The sequence below is a fragment of the Spirillospora sp. CA-108201 genome (assembly GCF_050936235.1).
GTDB lineage: Bacteria > Actinomycetota > Actinomycetes > Streptosporangiales > Streptosporangiaceae > Spirillospora.
In genome coordinates this window covers 917605-934222 of record NZ_JBNJNE010000001.1, presented here as the reverse complement: position 1 = coordinate 934222, position 16618 = coordinate 917605, and the positions used below count along the sequence as shown (strand labels likewise).

The 16618-nt window shown below is 73.7% G+C and carries 17 protein-coding genes and 1 pseudogene; 3 read left to right on the top strand and 15 right to left on the bottom strand.

Features of this window, described 5'->3' with window-relative positions; genetic code table 11:
- Positions 1-549: 549 nt before the first annotated feature.
- The 3 genes from ACQEU6_RS04495 to ACQEU6_RS04485 all read left to right on the top strand — a co-directional run bounded on the left by ACQEU6_RS04495 (position 550) and on the right by ACQEU6_RS04485 (position 1933).
- Complete coding sequence (locus ACQEU6_RS04495) at positions 550-840, top strand: CD225/dispanin family protein (protein ID WP_499329324.1); 291 nt, start codon at positions 550-552, stop codon at positions 838-840.
- Positions 841-843: 3 nt separating this feature from the next.
- Positions 844-1317: a DUF2752 domain-containing protein gene (locus tag ACQEU6_RS04490; protein ID WP_499329323.1), complete on the top strand. Its 474-nt coding sequence runs from the start codon at positions 844-846 to the stop codon at positions 1315-1317.
- Between the two features lie 136 nt (positions 1318-1453).
- A complete protein-coding gene (locus ACQEU6_RS04485) occupies positions 1454-1933 on the top strand; it encodes a GNAT family N-acetyltransferase (protein ID WP_499329322.1) in 480 nt (159 codons plus the stop codon).
- A 253-nt stretch (positions 1934-2186) separates the two neighbouring features.
- Here ACQEU6_RS04485 and ACQEU6_RS04480 read toward each other — a convergent pair whose 3' ends face one another.
- From ACQEU6_RS04480 to ACQEU6_RS04410, 15 genes and pseudogenes are all read right to left on the bottom strand, one after another.
- Positions 2187-2996, bottom strand: coding sequence for a crotonase/enoyl-CoA hydratase family protein (locus ACQEU6_RS04480; RefSeq protein ID WP_499329321.1), 810 nt, complete (start codon positions 2994-2996; stop codon positions 2187-2189).
- Positions 2997-3071: 75 nt separating this feature from the next.
- A complete protein-coding gene (locus ACQEU6_RS04475) occupies positions 3072-3572 on the bottom strand; it encodes a metallophosphoesterase family protein (RefSeq protein WP_499329320.1) in 501 nt (166 codons plus the stop codon).
- Between the two features lie 387 nt (positions 3573-3959).
- The gene (locus ACQEU6_RS04470; protein WP_499329319.1) at positions 3960-4667 is read right to left on the bottom strand and encodes a hypothetical protein; all 708 of its coding nucleotides are present in this window, start codon (positions 4665-4667) and stop codon (positions 3960-3962) included.
- 232 nt (positions 4668-4899) lie between these two features.
- On the bottom strand, positions 4900-5706 hold the full coding sequence (locus ACQEU6_RS04465; protein ID WP_499329318.1) for a hypothetical protein: 807 nt from the start codon (positions 5704-5706) through the stop codon (positions 4900-4902).
- Between the two features lie 36 nt (positions 5707-5742).
- Entirely contained in the window at positions 5743-6801 is a 1059-nt protein-coding gene (locus tag ACQEU6_RS04460) for a 2-hydroxyacid dehydrogenase (protein WP_499329317.1), read from the bottom strand.
- Complete coding sequence (locus ACQEU6_RS04455) at positions 6802-7410, bottom strand: histidine phosphatase family protein (RefSeq protein WP_499329316.1); 609 nt, start codon at positions 7408-7410, stop codon at positions 6802-6804.
- Positions 7407-8882 carry an FGGY-family carbohydrate kinase gene (locus tag ACQEU6_RS04450; protein WP_499329315.1) on the bottom strand — a complete coding sequence of 492 codons (1476 nt, stop codon included), beginning with the start codon at positions 8880-8882 and terminating at the stop codon, positions 7407-7409. The genes ACQEU6_RS04455 and ACQEU6_RS04450 overlap by 4 nt, the downstream gene beginning before the upstream one ends.
- A complete protein-coding gene (locus ACQEU6_RS04445) occupies positions 8879-10390 on the bottom strand; it encodes an FGGY family carbohydrate kinase (protein WP_499329314.1) in 1512 nt (503 codons plus the stop codon). Before ACQEU6_RS04445 ends, ACQEU6_RS04450 begins: the two co-directional genes overlap by 4 nt.
- A gap of 46 nt (positions 10391-10436) precedes the next feature.
- Entirely contained in the window at positions 10437-11681 is a 1245-nt protein-coding gene (locus ACQEU6_RS04440) for a sugar ABC transporter permease (protein WP_499329313.1), read from the bottom strand.
- Positions 11682-11832: 151 nt separating this feature from the next.
- Positions 11833-12615: pseudogene (locus tag ACQEU6_RS04435) on the bottom strand (ATP-binding cassette domain-containing protein); the annotation flags it as partial.
- Positions 12616-12634: 19 nt separating this feature from the next.
- On the bottom strand, positions 12635-13711 hold the full coding sequence (locus ACQEU6_RS04430) for a substrate-binding domain-containing protein (RefSeq protein WP_499329312.1): 1077 nt from the start codon (positions 13709-13711) through the stop codon (positions 12635-12637).
- 269 nt (positions 13712-13980) lie between these two features.
- Positions 13981-14772: a DeoR/GlpR family DNA-binding transcription regulator gene (locus ACQEU6_RS04425; protein ID WP_499329311.1), complete on the bottom strand. Its 792-nt coding sequence runs from the start codon at positions 14770-14772 to the stop codon at positions 13981-13983.
- A 70-nt stretch (positions 14773-14842) separates the two neighbouring features.
- Positions 14843-15235 carry a rhodanese-like domain-containing protein gene (locus tag ACQEU6_RS04420; protein WP_499329310.1) on the bottom strand — a complete coding sequence of 131 codons (393 nt, stop codon included), beginning with the start codon at positions 15233-15235 and terminating at the stop codon, positions 14843-14845.
- 21 nt (positions 15236-15256) lie between these two features.
- Positions 15257-16129: a Gfo/Idh/MocA family protein gene (locus ACQEU6_RS04415; protein ID WP_499329309.1), complete on the bottom strand. Its 873-nt coding sequence runs from the start codon at positions 16127-16129 to the stop codon at positions 15257-15259.
- Positions 16130-16180: 51 nt separating this feature from the next.
- The gene (locus tag ACQEU6_RS04410; RefSeq protein ID WP_499329308.1) at positions 16181-16570 is read right to left on the bottom strand and encodes a hypothetical protein; all 390 of its coding nucleotides are present in this window, start codon (positions 16568-16570) and stop codon (positions 16181-16183) included.
- Positions 16571-16618 lie beyond the last annotated feature (48 nt).

Below are 16618 nucleotides of genomic sequence, written 5' to 3'. Positions count from 1 at the left end.
GCGGCACGGGGCGACCCGGCCAAAACATGGCCGAGCCGATAAAGGCACTGGCTTTTAACACGCTGTTGAGTTCTCAAGAAACGGACACCCACCGCACTGGATCCGCTTTCGCGTTTCCCGCCCCGGGGCGACTCGTCTTACTTTATCAGTTCCGCTCGGACTGTCAATTCCGAGCTTTTCCGATATGCCATTCCGGATCCGCTTGCACGGTTCCTTCCCGGCGGTGTCGCTATTTCATCAGATCCGGACCGATTGTCAAAATCGAGCCTTTCCGACCCACCACGGCATGCCGGGCACGGCGAGACCGTGTCGGCTGGTGCGTAGATGGTTTCCCCGTGCTTCGGCCGGCCGCCATGCGGGCGTCCTGCATCCGTGAGGGGACGAGGGGTTAACTTACGCCGCCGGAGCGCCCGCGTCAAATCGGCGCTCCGGAGACGCCGCCGGGACGCCTCCCCGCCAGGTTGCGGCGGATTGGGGGAACCTGGTGTGGCCTGCCACCATCTATCTAAGGAGATCACCCAGCCCAAGCAGGACAGGAGAGGTACCGACATGGCCTACCCACCCGCTCCGCCGCCCCCGCCGACCTCCGGCGCGGGCTCCCCGCCCCCGAACCACCTCCCGTGGGCGATCGCGGCCACGATCCTGTGCTGCCTGCCCGCCGGCGTCGTGTCCATCGTCTACGCCGCCCAGGTCAACTCCAAGTGGGCGGCCGGCGACCAGGCCGGCGCGCTCAAGTCCTCCAACAACGCGAAGACCTGGGCGATCGTGTCCGCGGTCCTCGGCGTGATCGTCGGTGCCATCTACTTCCTCATCGCCATGGCGGGGAACAGCGGCAGCTGACCGATGACGGATGAGTCCCAGCCCGCCCCGCACCCTCGGGGCGGGCTGGTTCCCGAAGTACCGGGCGGTGCCCGGCAGTCCCTCGCCGTCCGGCTCCTGCGTCCCGGCGGACTACTGGTCCTCTGCGTCGCGGCCGTCGTGTACGTCGCCGCGGTGGACCCCAATGAGGCGGGGCACTACCCGACCTGCCCGTTCCTCGCCCTCACCGGGTTCCAGTGCCCGGGCTGCGGGTCGATGCGCACCGTCCACGCGCTCGCCCACGGGCGGCTCCAGGAGGCTCTCGGCCTGAACGTCCTGACCATCGCGATGCTCCCTGTTCTGGCGTTCTTCTGGCTCCGGTGGGCCAGGGCCCGCGCCCTGGACCGCCCGGTGAGGACGAAGGTGGCGCACCCCGCGCTGATCTGGTCTCTCTTCGGCGCCGTCCTGCTCTTCTGGCTCATCAGAAACCTGCCTTTCGGATCGGCCCTCGCCGCCTGACCACGAGCGGCCAAGGCCGGGTGGGCGCCGGCGCCCGGTGAAGGTGGTCTCGCGGTCGCTCTCAGGTCGGGCGGGATGGGACGTGCCGGCTGAAATCCACTCGCGCGGGCTCGCGGGTGGACAGCAGACTCTGTGTGTGATCGAGGTAGCCCTGACCCTTCTGGACGAGCCCGCGCTGGCGCGGCTGCTCGATGCGGCCGTCGCCGGCGCGGACCCCCTGGAGGTGATGCCTCCGGTCGAGGGCGCCCCCGGCTGGACGCCGGAGCGCCGGACGGCGTTCCTGGAGTTCCACCGCTCGAGATCCCTGGACCCCGTGACGGCGGTGGAGCGTACGTGGGTGGTCGATGTCGACGGGGAAGCGGTCGGAGCGGCGCGCCTGCAGCCCCTTGGGGACGCGGTTGAGGCGGGCATCTGGTTGAGCCGCGCTTCTCGGGGCCGCGGGATCGGCACACGTGTGACGGCACTGCTGCTCGCCGAGGCGAGGTCGGCCGGGGCGGCGAGGTTCCTCGCTTCGACGACGGCGGGCAACCGCGGCGCTCGCGCGCTGCTGGTGAGCGCGGGCGCCGCGCTCACCGCCGAAGGGGACGAGGTGACCGCGGAGCTTCCGCTCGGCTGACATCCGGCACCGTCAGGCGCATCCAGGGCCGGCCCGCCAGGAGCGGATCCGCACTCAGGCCCCTCCACTCATCCGCTTGGGATCCGCGCCTCCGCCAACCCGCAACCGTCGCTCGAACCGACGCACGAACGTTGCCGGTTCTCCCGGCCACAACCGTTCACGCCTTGCACGACCGAGGAGTGGCCGCCGATCGCCTGAGGGTCCGCGTTCGGCCGCGCTTCGCTCGTCCGCCTCGTCGGCGTCGGGGGGCGCGTCAGGCCGGGTCGGCGAAGGCGGGCGGGCGCTTGTCGAAGTAGGCGCGGACGGCCTCGGCCTGGTTCGGGCTTCCGCGCAGGGCGCCGAGCGTCCGGGACTCCTCCAGGAACTGCCCGGCCAGGTCGGTGTCGGCCGCGCGGTTGAGCAGGCGCTTCGCTCCGCGGACCGCGTCGGGGCTGTTGCCGGCGATCTCGCGGGCGAGTTCCGTCGCGGCGGCGTGTGGGTCGTCGGCGGTGCGGGTGGCCAGGCCGATCCGGACGGCGTCCGCGCCGGAGAGCGTGCGGCCGGTGAAGGCGAGCTCCTTCGCGACGTCCTCCCCGACGAGGCGGATCAGCGCGGCGGTGCCGGTCATGTCGGGGACCAGGCCCCAGCGGATCTCCAGGACCGACAGGCGCGCGTCCGGCGCGACGATCCGGATGTCGGCGCCGAGCGCGATCTGCAGGCCGCCGCCGAGGGCGTGGCCGTGGACGGCGGCGACGACGGGCTGCGGCAGTTCCCGCCACACGTGCACGGCCTGCTGCCCCAGGTTGGTGATGCGTCCCGGCTCGCGCGCGGTGATGTCGCCCGCGCCCGGCCCGACGCCGTCACCGGCCATGGCGGCGAAGTTCGCGAAGTCCAGGCCGGCGCAGAACGCGCGGCCCTCCCCCGACAGGACCACGGCGCGGACGGAGGCGTCGGCGGCGAGGGCGTCCCCGGTGCGGGCGAGCGCCTCGAACGTGGCCAGGTCGAGGGCGTTCAGCTTGTCGGGACGGTTGAGCCGCACGTCGGCGACCCCCTCGCGGACGTGCACGGTGACGCGGTCGGTCATGGCGGGGTCCCTCCCGTTCTCACGGTCGTCTCCGGGGACGATTCCATGCGGCGCCCCGCCGGTCGAGGGCGAGGATCAGGTCACGGGGACGATCCGCGCCCCGGTGAGCCGGCCGCCGTCGATGTCCAGGAGGCCGAGGGTGCCGTGCGGCTGGCGGCGCCGGTCGGTCGGCGACCCGGGATTGAAGATGCGGACGCCGTCGCCGGTCTCGTCCAGCGGGATGTGGGAGTGCCCGAACACGACGAGGTCGGCTCCGGGGAACCAGCGCCGCATCCGGGCGGCGCGGCCCTTGGCCTGGCCGCTGTCGTGCACCATCGCGACGGCGAGGCCGTCCAGGTCGAGTTCGAGGCGTTCGGGCGCGCCCCATCCGGCCACGTCCGGCCCGTCGTTGTTGCCGAGGACGGCGTGGACGGGCGCGTACTCGGCCAGTTCGTCCAGAACGGAGGCGACGCACACGTCGCCCGCGTGCAGGATCACGTCGGCGTCCCGCAGGTGCTCGGCCACCCGCGGCGGGCACGACTTCCAGCGTCGGGGCGCGTGGGTGTCGGAGATGGCCACCGCTCTCACGCGTCCCATTCTCCCCCGGGGAGCCGCAGGGGCCGGATGCGGGTCGGCCGCGCTGCCTCGGCGCCGGGGGCGCCGGGGCTCGTCCGGTGGTCCGGCGAGGACGACCGCGTCGCGCGCGCCGCCGCGGAAAAGGCGGGTGATTTTGCCACGGCGGGGCTCGGACACGCGTGGGAAACAACTGTAAGCACGCAGTCATTACTGAGTACTGAACTGCGGAGTTACGCTCGAATTCCTCGCGATCGTCCCGAAGGATTCGGCCGTACGCCCCCGGTCGTTCTCCCCGACACGGCGACCCAGCACCGCGAGGGCACAGTGAGGGCGGCCGGGCCCGAGGAGGATGATCACTCCCTTGCACCGGCCCCGGGCCCGGCCGCCTCTCCGCGCGCCGCGCCGGCCCTACGAGGTCAGGTAGAGCTTGCGGTCGAAGACCCCGGAGCCGGGCGTGCTCTCACCGCGGGCGACGGCCGAGCCGCTTCCGGTGCCGTTGGACGGGCAGAGGCCGCTGCTTCCCGACTGCCGCACGAGCGTGATGTCGTCCGACCTTCCCTGCGCGTCGTCCAGGTTCGGCAGCGGACGCTTCGGGTTGTCGCGGTTGTAGACGTCGAAGCGCAGGCCGTCGGTGCCCCCCGTCCGGAAGCCGTAGTAGCAGGTGACGGTGATGCCGAGGATCTTGCCCTCCATCTTGAAGCGCAGGCCGCCGTTGATGGACAGGAAGCCGTCGCGGCCCCCGGAGACCGGGTCGTAGGCGACGGTCCCGCTCTTGTCGGGCATCTGGCCGAGGTCCAGGTCGGTGGCCGGGGAGCTGAGGCCGTTGGAGGTCCGGCACGCGCCGATCGACGCGGCGGTCAGCTCGCCCGCGCCGGTGGACTGGACGGTGCCCTGCAGTTCGGCGCCGTCGCAGGAGCCGGTCACCTTCACGCCCAGGTAGTCGACGGAGAACGTGAGCGCGCCGACGGTGGCGACCTGCCAGTTGCCGGAGTAGGGCGCTCCGGCGGCGGTCTCCTGGCGGATCGTGGTCGTGGCGGCGGACGCGGCGGGCGCCGTCAGGGCCAGCACGGCGGAGGCGGCCGCCAGGGGTGCGGCCAGCCTGATGGGAGCCTTCACGGGGTTTCCTCCTCGGGAAGAGGGATTTGATTTTTTCTACCCGAGTGACCGCGAAAAGCAAGGCCCGTTCAGCCGAATATTCACAGTCTAGAGAATTCCGCTAAACGGGGGTGGCCGGACGCTAAGCTGACCGTGATATCGACCGCGGAGTCAATCACTTTGTGCGCAGAAACAGGAGGGCGCGCGGCCGGGACGGGAGGTGGGGACGGAACCCGGCCGCGCGCCTGGACTGTCAGTGGAACACGGGCTTCACCGCGTACACGCGGTTCGGCTTGTTGTAGCCGAAGAAGACGCGGGTGCCGCGGCCCGCGGGCGCGACCGCCAGCCCCTCGCTCTCCCCCGTCAGCGGGATGTCGATCGCTTCCAGGATCTTCCCGGCCCGGTCCAGCACGGTGATGGTGTTGTTCGTGTAGTAGAGGACCTTGTCGCCGGCCATCTCCAGGCCCTGCGGGACGCCCTGGTAACCGAGGTCGAAGGTCGAGCGGACGGTGCCGTCGAGGCCGGTGAACGCGAACACGAACGGGCCCTGGTCCCCCGGACCGGCGTGCACGAGCAGGCCGTCGCGACGGTTGTCGACCGCGACCAGGCCGGAGTTGCCGAGCGCCCCGAAGTCGATGGTGCGCACGACCTCGGGCTCGCCGCTCCAGTCCACGACGTTGACCTCGGTCGGGTTCGTGCCCCCTCCGGTGGCGACGTAGAGGAGGCCGTCGCGGTCGCGGACGCTGATCTCGGCGGCGTGCCCGACGGCGAGCGGCGCGCTCTCCTTGAGGGTGGTCCCGGCGCCGTCGTACTCGCGGATGACGCCGTGGCCGCCGCCCACGTCGAAGCCGACGTAGAAGCGGCCGCGGCGGTAGGCGAGGCCCTGCATGTTGTCGGTGTGGGGGACGTTGAACAGCGGGTCGAAGGTGGAGGAGCGTCCGGCGGCCGCGGCGGGACGGGCCCCGGCCAGGGCGGCGGCTCCGGCGAGCGTGGCGGCGCCCGCGAAGCCGAGGACTCTGCGGCGGGTGGGAGCGGCCTCGCCGAGTCCGGGTCCGTGCATCGTGCCTCCTTGTGGTGGGGGTGGTGAGGAGGAAGGTCAGGGGCGGGCCGGCCGGGGGGCCGCCGCCACCTCGGGGTTCGCGCAGTGCAGGAGCGGCTCGCCGCGCAGGTGGCGGCCGACGTCGGCGGCGAGGATGCGGGCCGCGTTGGCGGCGGTCTGCTTGCTGGCCCCGGCCAGGTGCGGCGTGACGATGATGTTCGGGGTGGTGAGCAGCCGCGACCCGGCCGGGATCGGCTCCTCGGGGAAGACGTCGAACGCGGCGGCGAACAGGTGCCCCGACTCGGCGGCGTCGCAGACGGCCTCGTAGTCCAGCAGGGATCCGCGCGCGCAGTTGACGATGATGGAGCCGGGCGGCATGGCGGCGATCTGCGCGGCGCCGATCATCCCGGCGGTCTGCGGCGTCGCGCGGGCGTGCAGGGAGACGATCTGCGCGCGCGCCAGCAGCTCGTCGAGCGGCACGAGTTCGGCGATGCCGGACAGGTCGCCGAGGTCGTCCAGGTACGGGTCGTGGACGAGGACGCGGGCGCCGAGCGCGGCGAGCGCCCGGGCGACGCGGCGGCCGACGGCGCCGCAGCCGACGAGCCCGGCGGTGCTGCCGTGGATCTCGATGCCGACGTCGTCGTAGCGGTAGTAGTCGCCGCGCCACTGCCCCGCCATCAGGTCGACGTGGGTCTGCGGGATGCGCCGCACCGCCGCGAGGATCAGCCCGAGGGTGTGCTCGGCGGTGGCGCCGGCGTTGCGTCCGGGCGCGTAGCAGACGGCCACGCCGTGCTCGGTCGCCGCCTCCAGGTTGGCGTTGACGGGCCCGCCCCGGCTGATCCCGAACAGCCGCAGGTCCGGCGAGGCCTCCAGGATCCGCCGGGTCAGCGGGGCCATCTGGGTGACGCAGACCTCGGCGCCGCGCAGCGCCTCGACGATCTGCTCCTCGGTCCCGGACGCCTCGTCCACCTCGGCGACGCGCCCGAACGGCTCCACCGGCCACGGAAGGGTGACCTCCGAGAACGCCAGGTCGCCGGGCGCCTCGGCGCGCAGGGCGCCGATGAGCAGCTCGTTGCGGACGAAAAGGTCACCGGCCGCGAGCACGCGGGTAGTCATTCATCGCTCCAGTGGGGTGTTGAACTCCAGGAGGGCGGCCTCGCCGCCCCGGAGCCGGATCTCGGTCAGTGCGCAGTTGCCCAGCGACGGGAAACGCCGCCGGTAGTCCTTGAGCGGCACGCCCAGCAGCCGGCACAGCGCGAGCCGGATCGCCGTCGAGTGCGCGACGACCAGGACGCGGCCGCCCTGGTGCAGGCGGGCGATGTCGTCCAGGCACGCGGTGAAGCGGCGGGCGGCGGCGGCCGGGTCCTCGCCGCCGGGCAGGTGGGCGTCGACGGGGTCGGCCAGGAAGGCGCGCAGCTCCTCGGGGAACTTGCGCTCCATCTCCGCGCGGGTGAGCCCCTCGCCGTGCCCGAAGTCCAGCTCCCGGAGCCGCTCGTCGACGTGCAGCCGCGCGCCGATGGCCGCGGCGGAGGGCGCCGCGGTCAGCCGGGCCCGCGACAGGTCCGAGCACCACACCGCGTCGGGCCGCGCCGCGCCCGCCCACGCGGCCAGCGCGCGGGCCTGGTCGAGGCCGCGCGGGGTCAGCGCGACGTCGCTGATCCCCGCGTAGCGGTTCTCGGCGTGCCATTCGGTCTCCCCGTGCCGGACGAGGATGAGGCGCGTCATCGGGATGTCCTCTCGCGTGCGTGCTCGGCGGTCTCGGCGGGCAGCCACCCGCGCCGTTCCAGCTCACCGACCATGCGCAGGTAGGGCGCGTCGAACACGCCGGCCTTGCCCGGACGGGGGTCGATCACCGTCTCGACGGCGACCATCCGCCCGGCGGTCTCGGCGACGTCCCGGCCCGGCGAGGCGGCGAGGACGGCGGCGCCGAGAGCGGGCTCGGCCTGCCGGGGCAGCACGACGGGGCGGCCGAGGATGTCGGCGCGCAGCTGGCACCAGTACCGGCTGCGCGCGGCCCCGCCCGTCAGCGTCAGGTCGCCGCCGGTGGGCGCGCCGAGCAGGTCGAGGTGGTCGAAGCAGAGCCGCTCCAGGTAGCCGACGCCCTGCAGGACGGCGGCGAAGTCGTCGGCCTCGTCGCCCGTCCCGTCCAGCAGGAACCCGCGGGCGTCCGGCGCGAGGAACGGGAACCGCTCCCCCGCCGGGACGAGCGGGTAGGCCAGCGCCGCCGCCGGTTCGCGCCGGGCGGCGCGGCGGTCCAGATCGGCCAGGTCGCGGCCGGGGAAGTCGCGGGAGAGCGCGCCGGCGCCCGTGCTGGACGCGCCGCCGGGCAGCCATCGCCCGTCCGGCGCCCGGTGGGAGTAGACGACGCCGAACGGGTCCTGGACGAGGTCGTCGCTGACGCCCTTGAGGACGAGAGTGGTCCCGAGGACGGAGTTCCACGACCCGACGGTGAGGCGTCCGGTTCCGAGCTGCGCGGCGCACCCGTCGGTGGCGCCGGCGACGACCGGGGTCCCCTCGGGGATGCCGGTCGCTTCGGCGGCCGCGGCGCACACCGCGCCGAGCGGGGTGCCGGACCGTTCCAGGGGCGGGAGCAGACCGGCGGGGACGCCCAGCGCGTCGAGGACGTCCTCCGGCCAGGCCTCGGCGATGAGGTCCGCTCCGGTCTTGAGGGCGTTGCTGAGGTCCGCGGCCACCGGGTGACCGGTCAGCCGCCGGTTGACGAAGTCGGCCTGGTGGGCGAGGCGGGCGCCCTCGCGCGGGTGGTGCTCCAGGAGCCACAGCAGCTTCGGCAGGGCCCAGGCGGGCTGCATGCGCTGGTAGCCGAGGGTGCGCCAGACCTCGCCGCCCGCCTCGTTGACCCGCTCGACGTGCCCGGCCGCGCGGGTGTCGTCGTACATGAGCGCCGGGGTCAGCGGCCGCCCGCCGTCGTCGGTGAGCAGGATCGTCCCGGACGTGCCGTCGACGGCGACGGCCTGGACCGCTCGTGCCGGGACGTCGCGCAGCGCCTCCCGGCAGGCGGCGCCGACCGCCGTCCACCAGTCCTCGGGGTCCTGCTCGTGCCGGGGGCCGTCCCGCCGCCCGGTGAGCGCCCGGCTGCCGGCTCCGGCCACGTCCCCGAACGCGGTGACGGCGAGGGCGCGCACGCTCTGCGTCCCCAGGTCGACCCCGAGCCACACCGCCTCGTTCCGGCCGGTCACCGGGCGCCGCCGTCCAGGCCGGTGCGGGCGCGGGCCGCCGCGAGGGTGGGCCAGGCAGGGGCCGTGGCGGAGCGGATCGTCAAGAAGTCCTCATAGGTCTGGGCGTAGTGGGCGGCCCGGTCCGGGTCCGGAGCGTGGGTGTCGCCGGGACGGACGTGGGTGTCGGCCGCCGCACGGGCGTCGGCGGCCCGCCCGGTGGCCAGGAGGCCGACGACGAACGCGCCGCGCGCCCCGGCCTCGCTGTCGGCCGACCGCACGACCGGGACGCCCGTGACGTCGGCCAGCATGCCCAGCCAGACGGGGCTGGCCGAGCCGCCGCCGCTGACCCGCAGCTCCGTGGGACGGGTCCCGGCCGCCGCCAGGCAGTCGCGGACGACCAGGCTCAGGCCTTCCAGGACGGCGCGGGCGAGGTGCTCGCGCTCGTGGTGGACGGTGAGTCCGTGGAACGCGCCGCGCGCCTGCGGGTCCAGGAACGGCGCGCGTTCCCCGGCGGGCGACAGGTACGGCAGGAAGACCAGCCCGTCGGCGCCCGGCGCCGCCTGCGCCGCCAGTTCGGCGAGCGCCGCGGGCGCGGCGAGGCCGAGCACGCGGCACGCCCAGTCGACGACCTGGCCGCCCGCGAGCGTCGGGAAGGCCCTCAGGTAGCGGCCCGGCAGCCCCATCGCGACCGTGAGGCCGGACGGGTCGCCGCCCAGGCGCGGGCCGTCGACGACGGTCTCCGTGCACAGCGTCGTGCCGAGGATCGTGCAGGCCTGGCCGGCGTCGACCGCGCCGACGCCGATCGCGGTGGACGCGATGTCGTAGGGGGCGAGGACGACGGGCAGGCCCTCCGGCAGGCCCAGCTCGCCCGCCGCGTCCGGGGTCAGGGGGGCGGCGCGCCGGTCGTCGCCGCGCACGCCGGGCAGGAGCCGCCGCGCCCACTCCATGTCGTAGGCGCGGAGCAGGTCGTCGGAATAGCGGAGCGCGGCGATGTCCAGGAAGGGCGCGGACGCGTCCGAGCCGTCCACCGCGATCTGCCCGGTGAGGCGGGAGAAGATCCAGCCGCCGCAGGTGAGGGACGCCGCGGACCGGGCGAGCCGGTCGGGGTCGTGCTCGGCCAGCCAGGTGAGGATCGCGTTGGGCAGGCCCGCGAAGTGCAGCGACCCGTTGACGCGGAACGCCCGCTCCAGCACCCCGGAGGCCGCCCAGCGCTCGACGGCCGGCGCCGCGCGGCCGTCGTTCCACAGGATCGCCGGGCCGGTGGGGGCGCCGTCGCCGTCCACCAGCCAGCAGCCGTCTCCCTGCGCGGTGAGCGCGAGGAAGTCGACGGCGCCGCCGATCTGGGCGAGCACCTCCCGGACGGCGTCGGCGACGGCCCGCCACACCGCGCCCATGTCCTGCTCGGCGTGCCCCGGCGCGGGCCGGGTGACCTCGGTGGGCCGCCGGGCGACGGCCAGTTCGGCGCCGTCCCCGGCGTACCCCACCGCCTTGATCATCGTGGTGCCCGCGTCGACGCAGACGACCGTCATCGGCTCCCCCGTCCGTTGCGTAGTGTTCCCATCCAACCCGTGCCGGTCAGGCGCGGCCGTGCGAGGCGCGCGAGCGCCGGGCGACCGAGTCCAGCGCCACGGCGAGCAGCAGCACCGCGCCGGTGACCATGAACCGGTAGGACGAGTCGAGGTTCAGCAGCGTCAGCCCGCTGGAGATCGACTGGATGACCAGGATGCCGAGCAGCGCCGCGAACGCGTTGCCGCGCCCGCCGAACAGGCTCGTCCCGCCGATGACGGCCGCCGCGATCGCGTTCAGGTTGACGTCGCCGCCGCCGCTGCTCTGGTTGGACGCCGCGAGGCGCGCCGCGGCGAGGATGCCGCCGATCGCGGCGAGCGTGGTGCACATGACGAACGCCGAGGCGTAGACGGTCTTGACGTTGATGCCGGCGCGCCGGGCCGCCTCGACGTTGCCGCCGACCGCGTACACGGACTTGCCGTACTTCGTCCGGGACAGGACGTAGTGCGTGGCCAGCACGAGCGCCAGGAACAGGACGAACATCCAGCCGACGCCGCGGTCCCGGTTGAGGTACCAGACCGCCACGACGAGGCCGGCCAGCAGGGCGGCGCTGCGCAGGACGAGCGTGCGCTCCGTCGTCGCCGGCAGGCCCGCCCTGCGGCGCTGCGCCGCCCGGTTGCGGCCCGTCAGGTACAGCCCGGCGGCGCCCGCGGCGGCCAGCGCGTACGCCAGCCACGGCGGCAGGAAGTCGAGCTGGGCGAACGTCACCAGCCGCGAGTCGAACGGCAGGTTGATCGAGCCCTTGGGCCCGAGGACCCACAGCTGCAGGCCGAGCCAGCCGAGCAGCCCGGACAGGGTGATCACGAAGCTGGGCACGCCGAGCCGGTTGAACACCTTCGCGTAGAACCAGCCGAGCGCCACCGCCAGCGCCACCGCCGCGACGATCGCCAGCCAGGACGGCCAGCCGTGGTCGACGAACAGCACCGCGACCACGGCGGCGCTGAGCCCGCTCACCGACCCCACCGACAGGTCGATCTGCCCGACGAGCAGCATGAACACCACGCCGAGCGCGATCACGCCGACCGGCACGCACTCCAGCGCCAGGTTGACCAGGTTCGCGCTGGACAGGAAGACCGGGTTGAGGATCTGCATCACGGTCCAGATCACGATCAGCCCGCCGACCACCGGCGCGACGCCGAGGTCGCCGCCGCGGACCCGGTCGGCGGCCGCCGCCAGCGCGGCGCGCACGCCCCGGTCGCCGCGCCCGCCCGGCAGGCCGGTCCCGGTCTCCGGGGGCGCCATGAGGTCACTCATCGCCCGCTCCCTTCCTCAGGCCGCCCGGTGCGACCCGCTCCGGCCCGCCGCCGTCCGGTTCCTGCGCACCGTCGGCGGCGTCCCGCGCCTGCGCGGTCCCGTCCTTCTTCCCCTCGGCCTGCGCGGGGGCGTCCTCCGCCTCAGGGCGGAGCCGGCCGGCCCGGCGGCTCACCACGTTGTCGGTCGCGCCGGTGATGGCGGCGACCAGTTCCTCGGCGGAGGCCGTCCGCGCGTCGAACACGCCGTTGTTGCGGCCGAGGCGCAGCACCGCGACGGTGTCGGCGACGGCCTGCACGTCGGCCATGTTGTGGCTGATCATGAGGACGCCGTGGCCGCGTTCCCTGAGCCGCTCGATCAGATTGAGCACCTCGGCGGTCTGCGCCACGCCGAGCGCGGCGGTGGGCTCGTCCAGGATGATGACCTTCGGGTCGCCGAGCAGCGACCGGGCGATCGCCACCGTCTGCCGCTGGCCGCCCGACAGCGCCGCGACCGGGACCCCCACCGAGGGGATCTTCGCCGAGAGCTGGGTGAGCAGCTCGCGGGAGCGGACCTCCATCGCGACGTCGTCCAGGCGCAGCGCCCGCAGCTCGCGGCCGAGGAACAGGTTCTCGATCACGTTGAGGTTCTCGCAGAGGGCGAGGTCCTGGAAGACGGTCGCGATGCCGAGCTGCTGCGCCGCGGCCGGGGTGGGGATGCTCACCTCCCGCGACTCGAAGGTGATGGCGCCCGCGTCGGGGGGGTGCACGCCGGACAGGACCTTCACCAGGGTGGACTTGCCGGCGCCGTTGTCGCCGACGAGGGCGACGACCTCGCCCGCGGCGACGTCCAGGTCGACGCCGGTGAGCGCGGCGACCGCGCCGAACGACTTGCTGACCCCGCGCAGCGACAGCAGCGGGCCCGCCGCGCCGGCGGCCGGGGTGGGCGATGGTGACATGACGAACCTCGGGAGATCGCTACTTGAGGCCGAGCTTGGCGCAGGCGGCCGCGTACTCGGCGGTGCAGACCTTGTCGGCCTTGAGGGCGCCGTCCGGTCCGAGCAGGACCTTGGCGATGTTGTCCTGCGTGACCACGGTCGGGGTGAACAGCTCCGACGGCGTGCCGAACAGCGTCGTGTTGCCCTTGGGGGCCTCGCCCTGGACGAACGCGTGGGCGGCGTTGGCGGCGGCCTCCGCGACGATCTTGATCGGCTTGGAGATCGTGTTGTACTGGTCGCCGGCGATGATCCGCTGCGCGGCGGCGAGCTCGGCGTCGTTGCCGGTCACCGGCGGGACGTCGGCGCCGGCGGCCTTGAACGCGGCGACGGCGGCGCCGCCGGTGCCGTCGTTGGCGGCGACGACGCCCGCGATCTGGCCGCGGTACTTGCTGATCTGGCTGGTGACCCACTGCTGGGCCTTCGCGGGCTCCCAGCCGGGCGTGTCGTACTCGGCCAGCAGCTTGAAGCCGCTCGGGTCGACGGAGCTGTGGATGCCCTTCTTGATCAGATTCGCCGCGGCGTCCGTCGGCGAGCCGTTGACCTCCAGGATGCCGCCTTCGGCCTTCTCCTGCTTGAGGTGGTCGACCAGCGACTGGCCGATCATCGCGCCGATCTTCTCGTTGTCGAAGGAGACGTAGTAGTCGGCCTTGGCCGCCGGGATGGGGCGGTCGTAGGCGATCACCTTCACGTCCCGGGACTGCGCCATCCGGACGATCGACGCCGCGGCGGCCGAGTCGACCGGGTCGATCACGATGGCCTTGACGCCCTGGGCGAGCATCGAGCTGGCCTGCTGCTGCTGCTTGGAGGCGTCGGCGCCGGCGTTCTGGTAGAGCACCGTGCAGCCGCCGCACAGCTGCTTCATCTTGGCCTTGAACAGCGGGGCGTCGTAGAGCTCGTAGCGGGTCGAGGCGATGTCGGGCATGAGGAACGCGATCTTGGCGTTCTTCGCGTCGCCGCCGCCGGACCCCGCGCTCTTGGAGGAGCACGCCGCGGCGGGGGCGAGCGCGGCGAGCGCCGCGGCGGCCGCGGCGACCGTCCTGAGGGAGGGCTTCTTCACAGAGTTCTCCTCGGGGGTGGCGCCCGTGAAGGGGGCGATGGAGCCGATGCGGTGTCCGCGCGACCGGGGCCGGCGGCCACCGCGGGGAGAACGTAACATCAGGAACGTTAGAAGTGTCAATACATCAGCGTTAACTAACATTCATGATCGTGAAGATGATCGCCTGTGAGGTCGGAAAAGCCTGGTCACAGCTCAGCATCGATCCCGTGAGGGCTCTAGGCACCCACGGGTCAGGCGATGTTAGTTATAACGTCCGTGCTCACACGGGCTCAGCGGCGCGGGCGCGCGGCGACGTCGTACTCGACCTTGTGCTTCGCCAGCTCGGCCAGCGCCTCCGGCGCCGCCCCGTCGTCCACGACGACGCGCTCGAAGTCGCCCAGCGGCGCGACCCGGTGCAGCGCGGTGCGGCCCAGCTTCGTGTGGTCCACCAGCAGGACGTTGCGCACGGCGCTGCGCAGCATGGCCCGCTTGACGACCACGACCCGCTGCTCCTGGTGGCCGGCGTTGCCCGCCGACACCGCCGAGGTCGACACGAAGCACAGGTCGACCTGGAGGGACTCGATCATCTCCACGCACGAGACGCCCATGAACGAGTTGTGCAGCGGGTCGTAGTCGCCGCCGAGCGCGATCAGCCGGATGCCCTGCACCGGGGCCAGCAGGTTCAGGCCGTCCAGGAAGTTGGTGACGATCGTCAGCGGGCCGAGGCCGGGGAGCCGCCGGGCGAGCGCGAGGGCCGTCGTCGAGTCGTCGAGCATGATCGCCATACCGGGCTCGACCAGCTCCACCGCCCTGGCGGCGACGGCCTCCTTCTCCTCGCGCATGGTCTTGGCGCGGTAGGCGACGCTGCTCTCGAAGACCCCGGACCGCTGCGCGGTGACCCCGCCCCGGTACTTGCGGACGATGCCCTGGCGCTCCAGCTCGTCCAGGTCGCGGTGGATCGTCATGAGGCTGACCCCGAACCGCTCGGCGAGCTCGGCGGCCGTCCCCGTCCCCGCGGCGAGCACCGCCTCGGCGATCGCGTCCTGCCGCTGCGCGGGCCCCCGCCGCTGCCGGTCGCTCATGCCCCGCTCCTCCGTCCGGACGCCAGGCCAGAAGTTAACACCAGGAATGTTAAGAGCTCAACTCACCCGGTCACCGGTCGGCGCCCCCGGTCGTGGGCAGGCCCGCCGCGCGCCACGCCTTGAAGCCGCCCACGACGTCGGTCGCGCGGGTCAGCCCGAGGTCGTGCAGGGACGCGGCCGCGAGGCTGGAGGTGTAGCCCTCCGAGCAGAAGACGATGACGCGCAGGTCGTGGCCGGTGGCCTGGGGCAGCCGGGCGCCCGAGGCCGGGTCGAAGCGCCACTCCAGGACGTTGCGCTCCACGATCAGCGCGTCCGGGATCTCGCCCTCCTGCGCGCGCTGGGCGGCCGGGCGGATGTCGACCAGCACCGCCCCGTCGCTCATCTCGGCGTGGGCCTGGTCGGGGTTGACGCGCGCGAGCCGGTCGCGCGCCGCGGCGAGGATCTCATCGATAGTGCGTGCCATGGACCAAGCATGGCAGGCAGGTCAGACCAGCTGCGCCTCGGCCGAGGCCAGCACCTCCTGGATCCGCAGGCCGTGGGCGGCGTCCAGCGCGGGGCCCGTCCCGCTCCGGACGGCGGCGGCGAACTCGGCCACCATCGTGGCGAACGCGTCGTCGCCGAGCTGCGACCAGTCGAGACGCGCGTGGCCGCCTTGCCCGTACACCTCGACGTGGGCGGGCGGAAGTTCCCCCATGCCCGCCATCGACACCGACGCCTGGCTGATCGCGCCGCCCTCGTGCTCCAGGGACAGCCCCAGCCAGCCGAGGGGGTCGCCGTGCGCGCGCACGGCGACGACCCGGCCGAGCGCGGCGTCCAGCAGGTCGACGATGTGGGGCCCGAGGTCGAGCAGCGCTCCCCTCTCCAGCCGCCACGGGGTGGCGAAGGGGCCCCCGCTCAGCACGGACGAGACGAACGAGCCGTAGCCGCCGAACGGCTCCAGGCCCCGCGCCCGGTCGAGGAAGTCGCGGGCGGCGCGCGAGTAGCGCAGCGTGAGGACCATCTGCGAGACGACGCCCGCCTCGGCGACGGCGCCCGCGAGGCGGCGGGCCCCGTCCAGGTCCATGGCGAGGGGCTTCTCCAGCAGGACGGCCTTGCCCGCGCGGGCGGCCCGGGCGGCGAGGTCGGCCTGCACGTCCGGCGGCACACAGAACGCCACGGCCTCGCAGACGTCGAACAGCTCCTCGATCCGCTCGAACGAGGGCGCGCCGTGCTCGCCGGCCAGCGCGGCGGACGCCTCGGGCCGCCGCGCCCACACGCCCGCGAGCCGCGTGGCCGGGCCCGCCGCCAGCGCCGGCGCGTGCACCATCCCCGCCCAGGGCCCCGCCCCGACCAGCCCCACCGCCACGGAATCGCTCATGGGACAAACCTAGACGATCTACCTGCTTTCCAGCGCGGGAGGCGGCGGGCGTCAGCCGAGCTGGACACCGAAGAAGAGCGCGAGCAGCGCGCCCAGCGCCCCGAGGGCGCCCCAGACGGCGAGCCCGGTCCTGGAGGCGGCCCGGGTGTGCAGGAACGCCGCCGCGCCGGACAGCAGGACGAAGAACAGCTTCACCTCCAGGGTGCGCTGGGCGGCGCCCCCGAGGTCGTCCGCGACGATGTTCCAGACGCCGGTGAGGACGAGGACGGCGAACGCGGGCCAGGCGATCGTGTTGAACCGGCGCGCGGCGGCCTTGGTGACGCCCTCGTGGCCGCGCAGGGCCGGCACGAGGGCGCCGAGCGTGATCTGCCCGCCGACCCAGATCGTCGCGGCGAGCACATGCAGGAAGATCCGCACGTCGGCGGTGGTGACGGCGAGCACGAGGGGCCTCCGAGGGCGTGCCGGGCGGGTGGGTGGAATGCGTGTCTC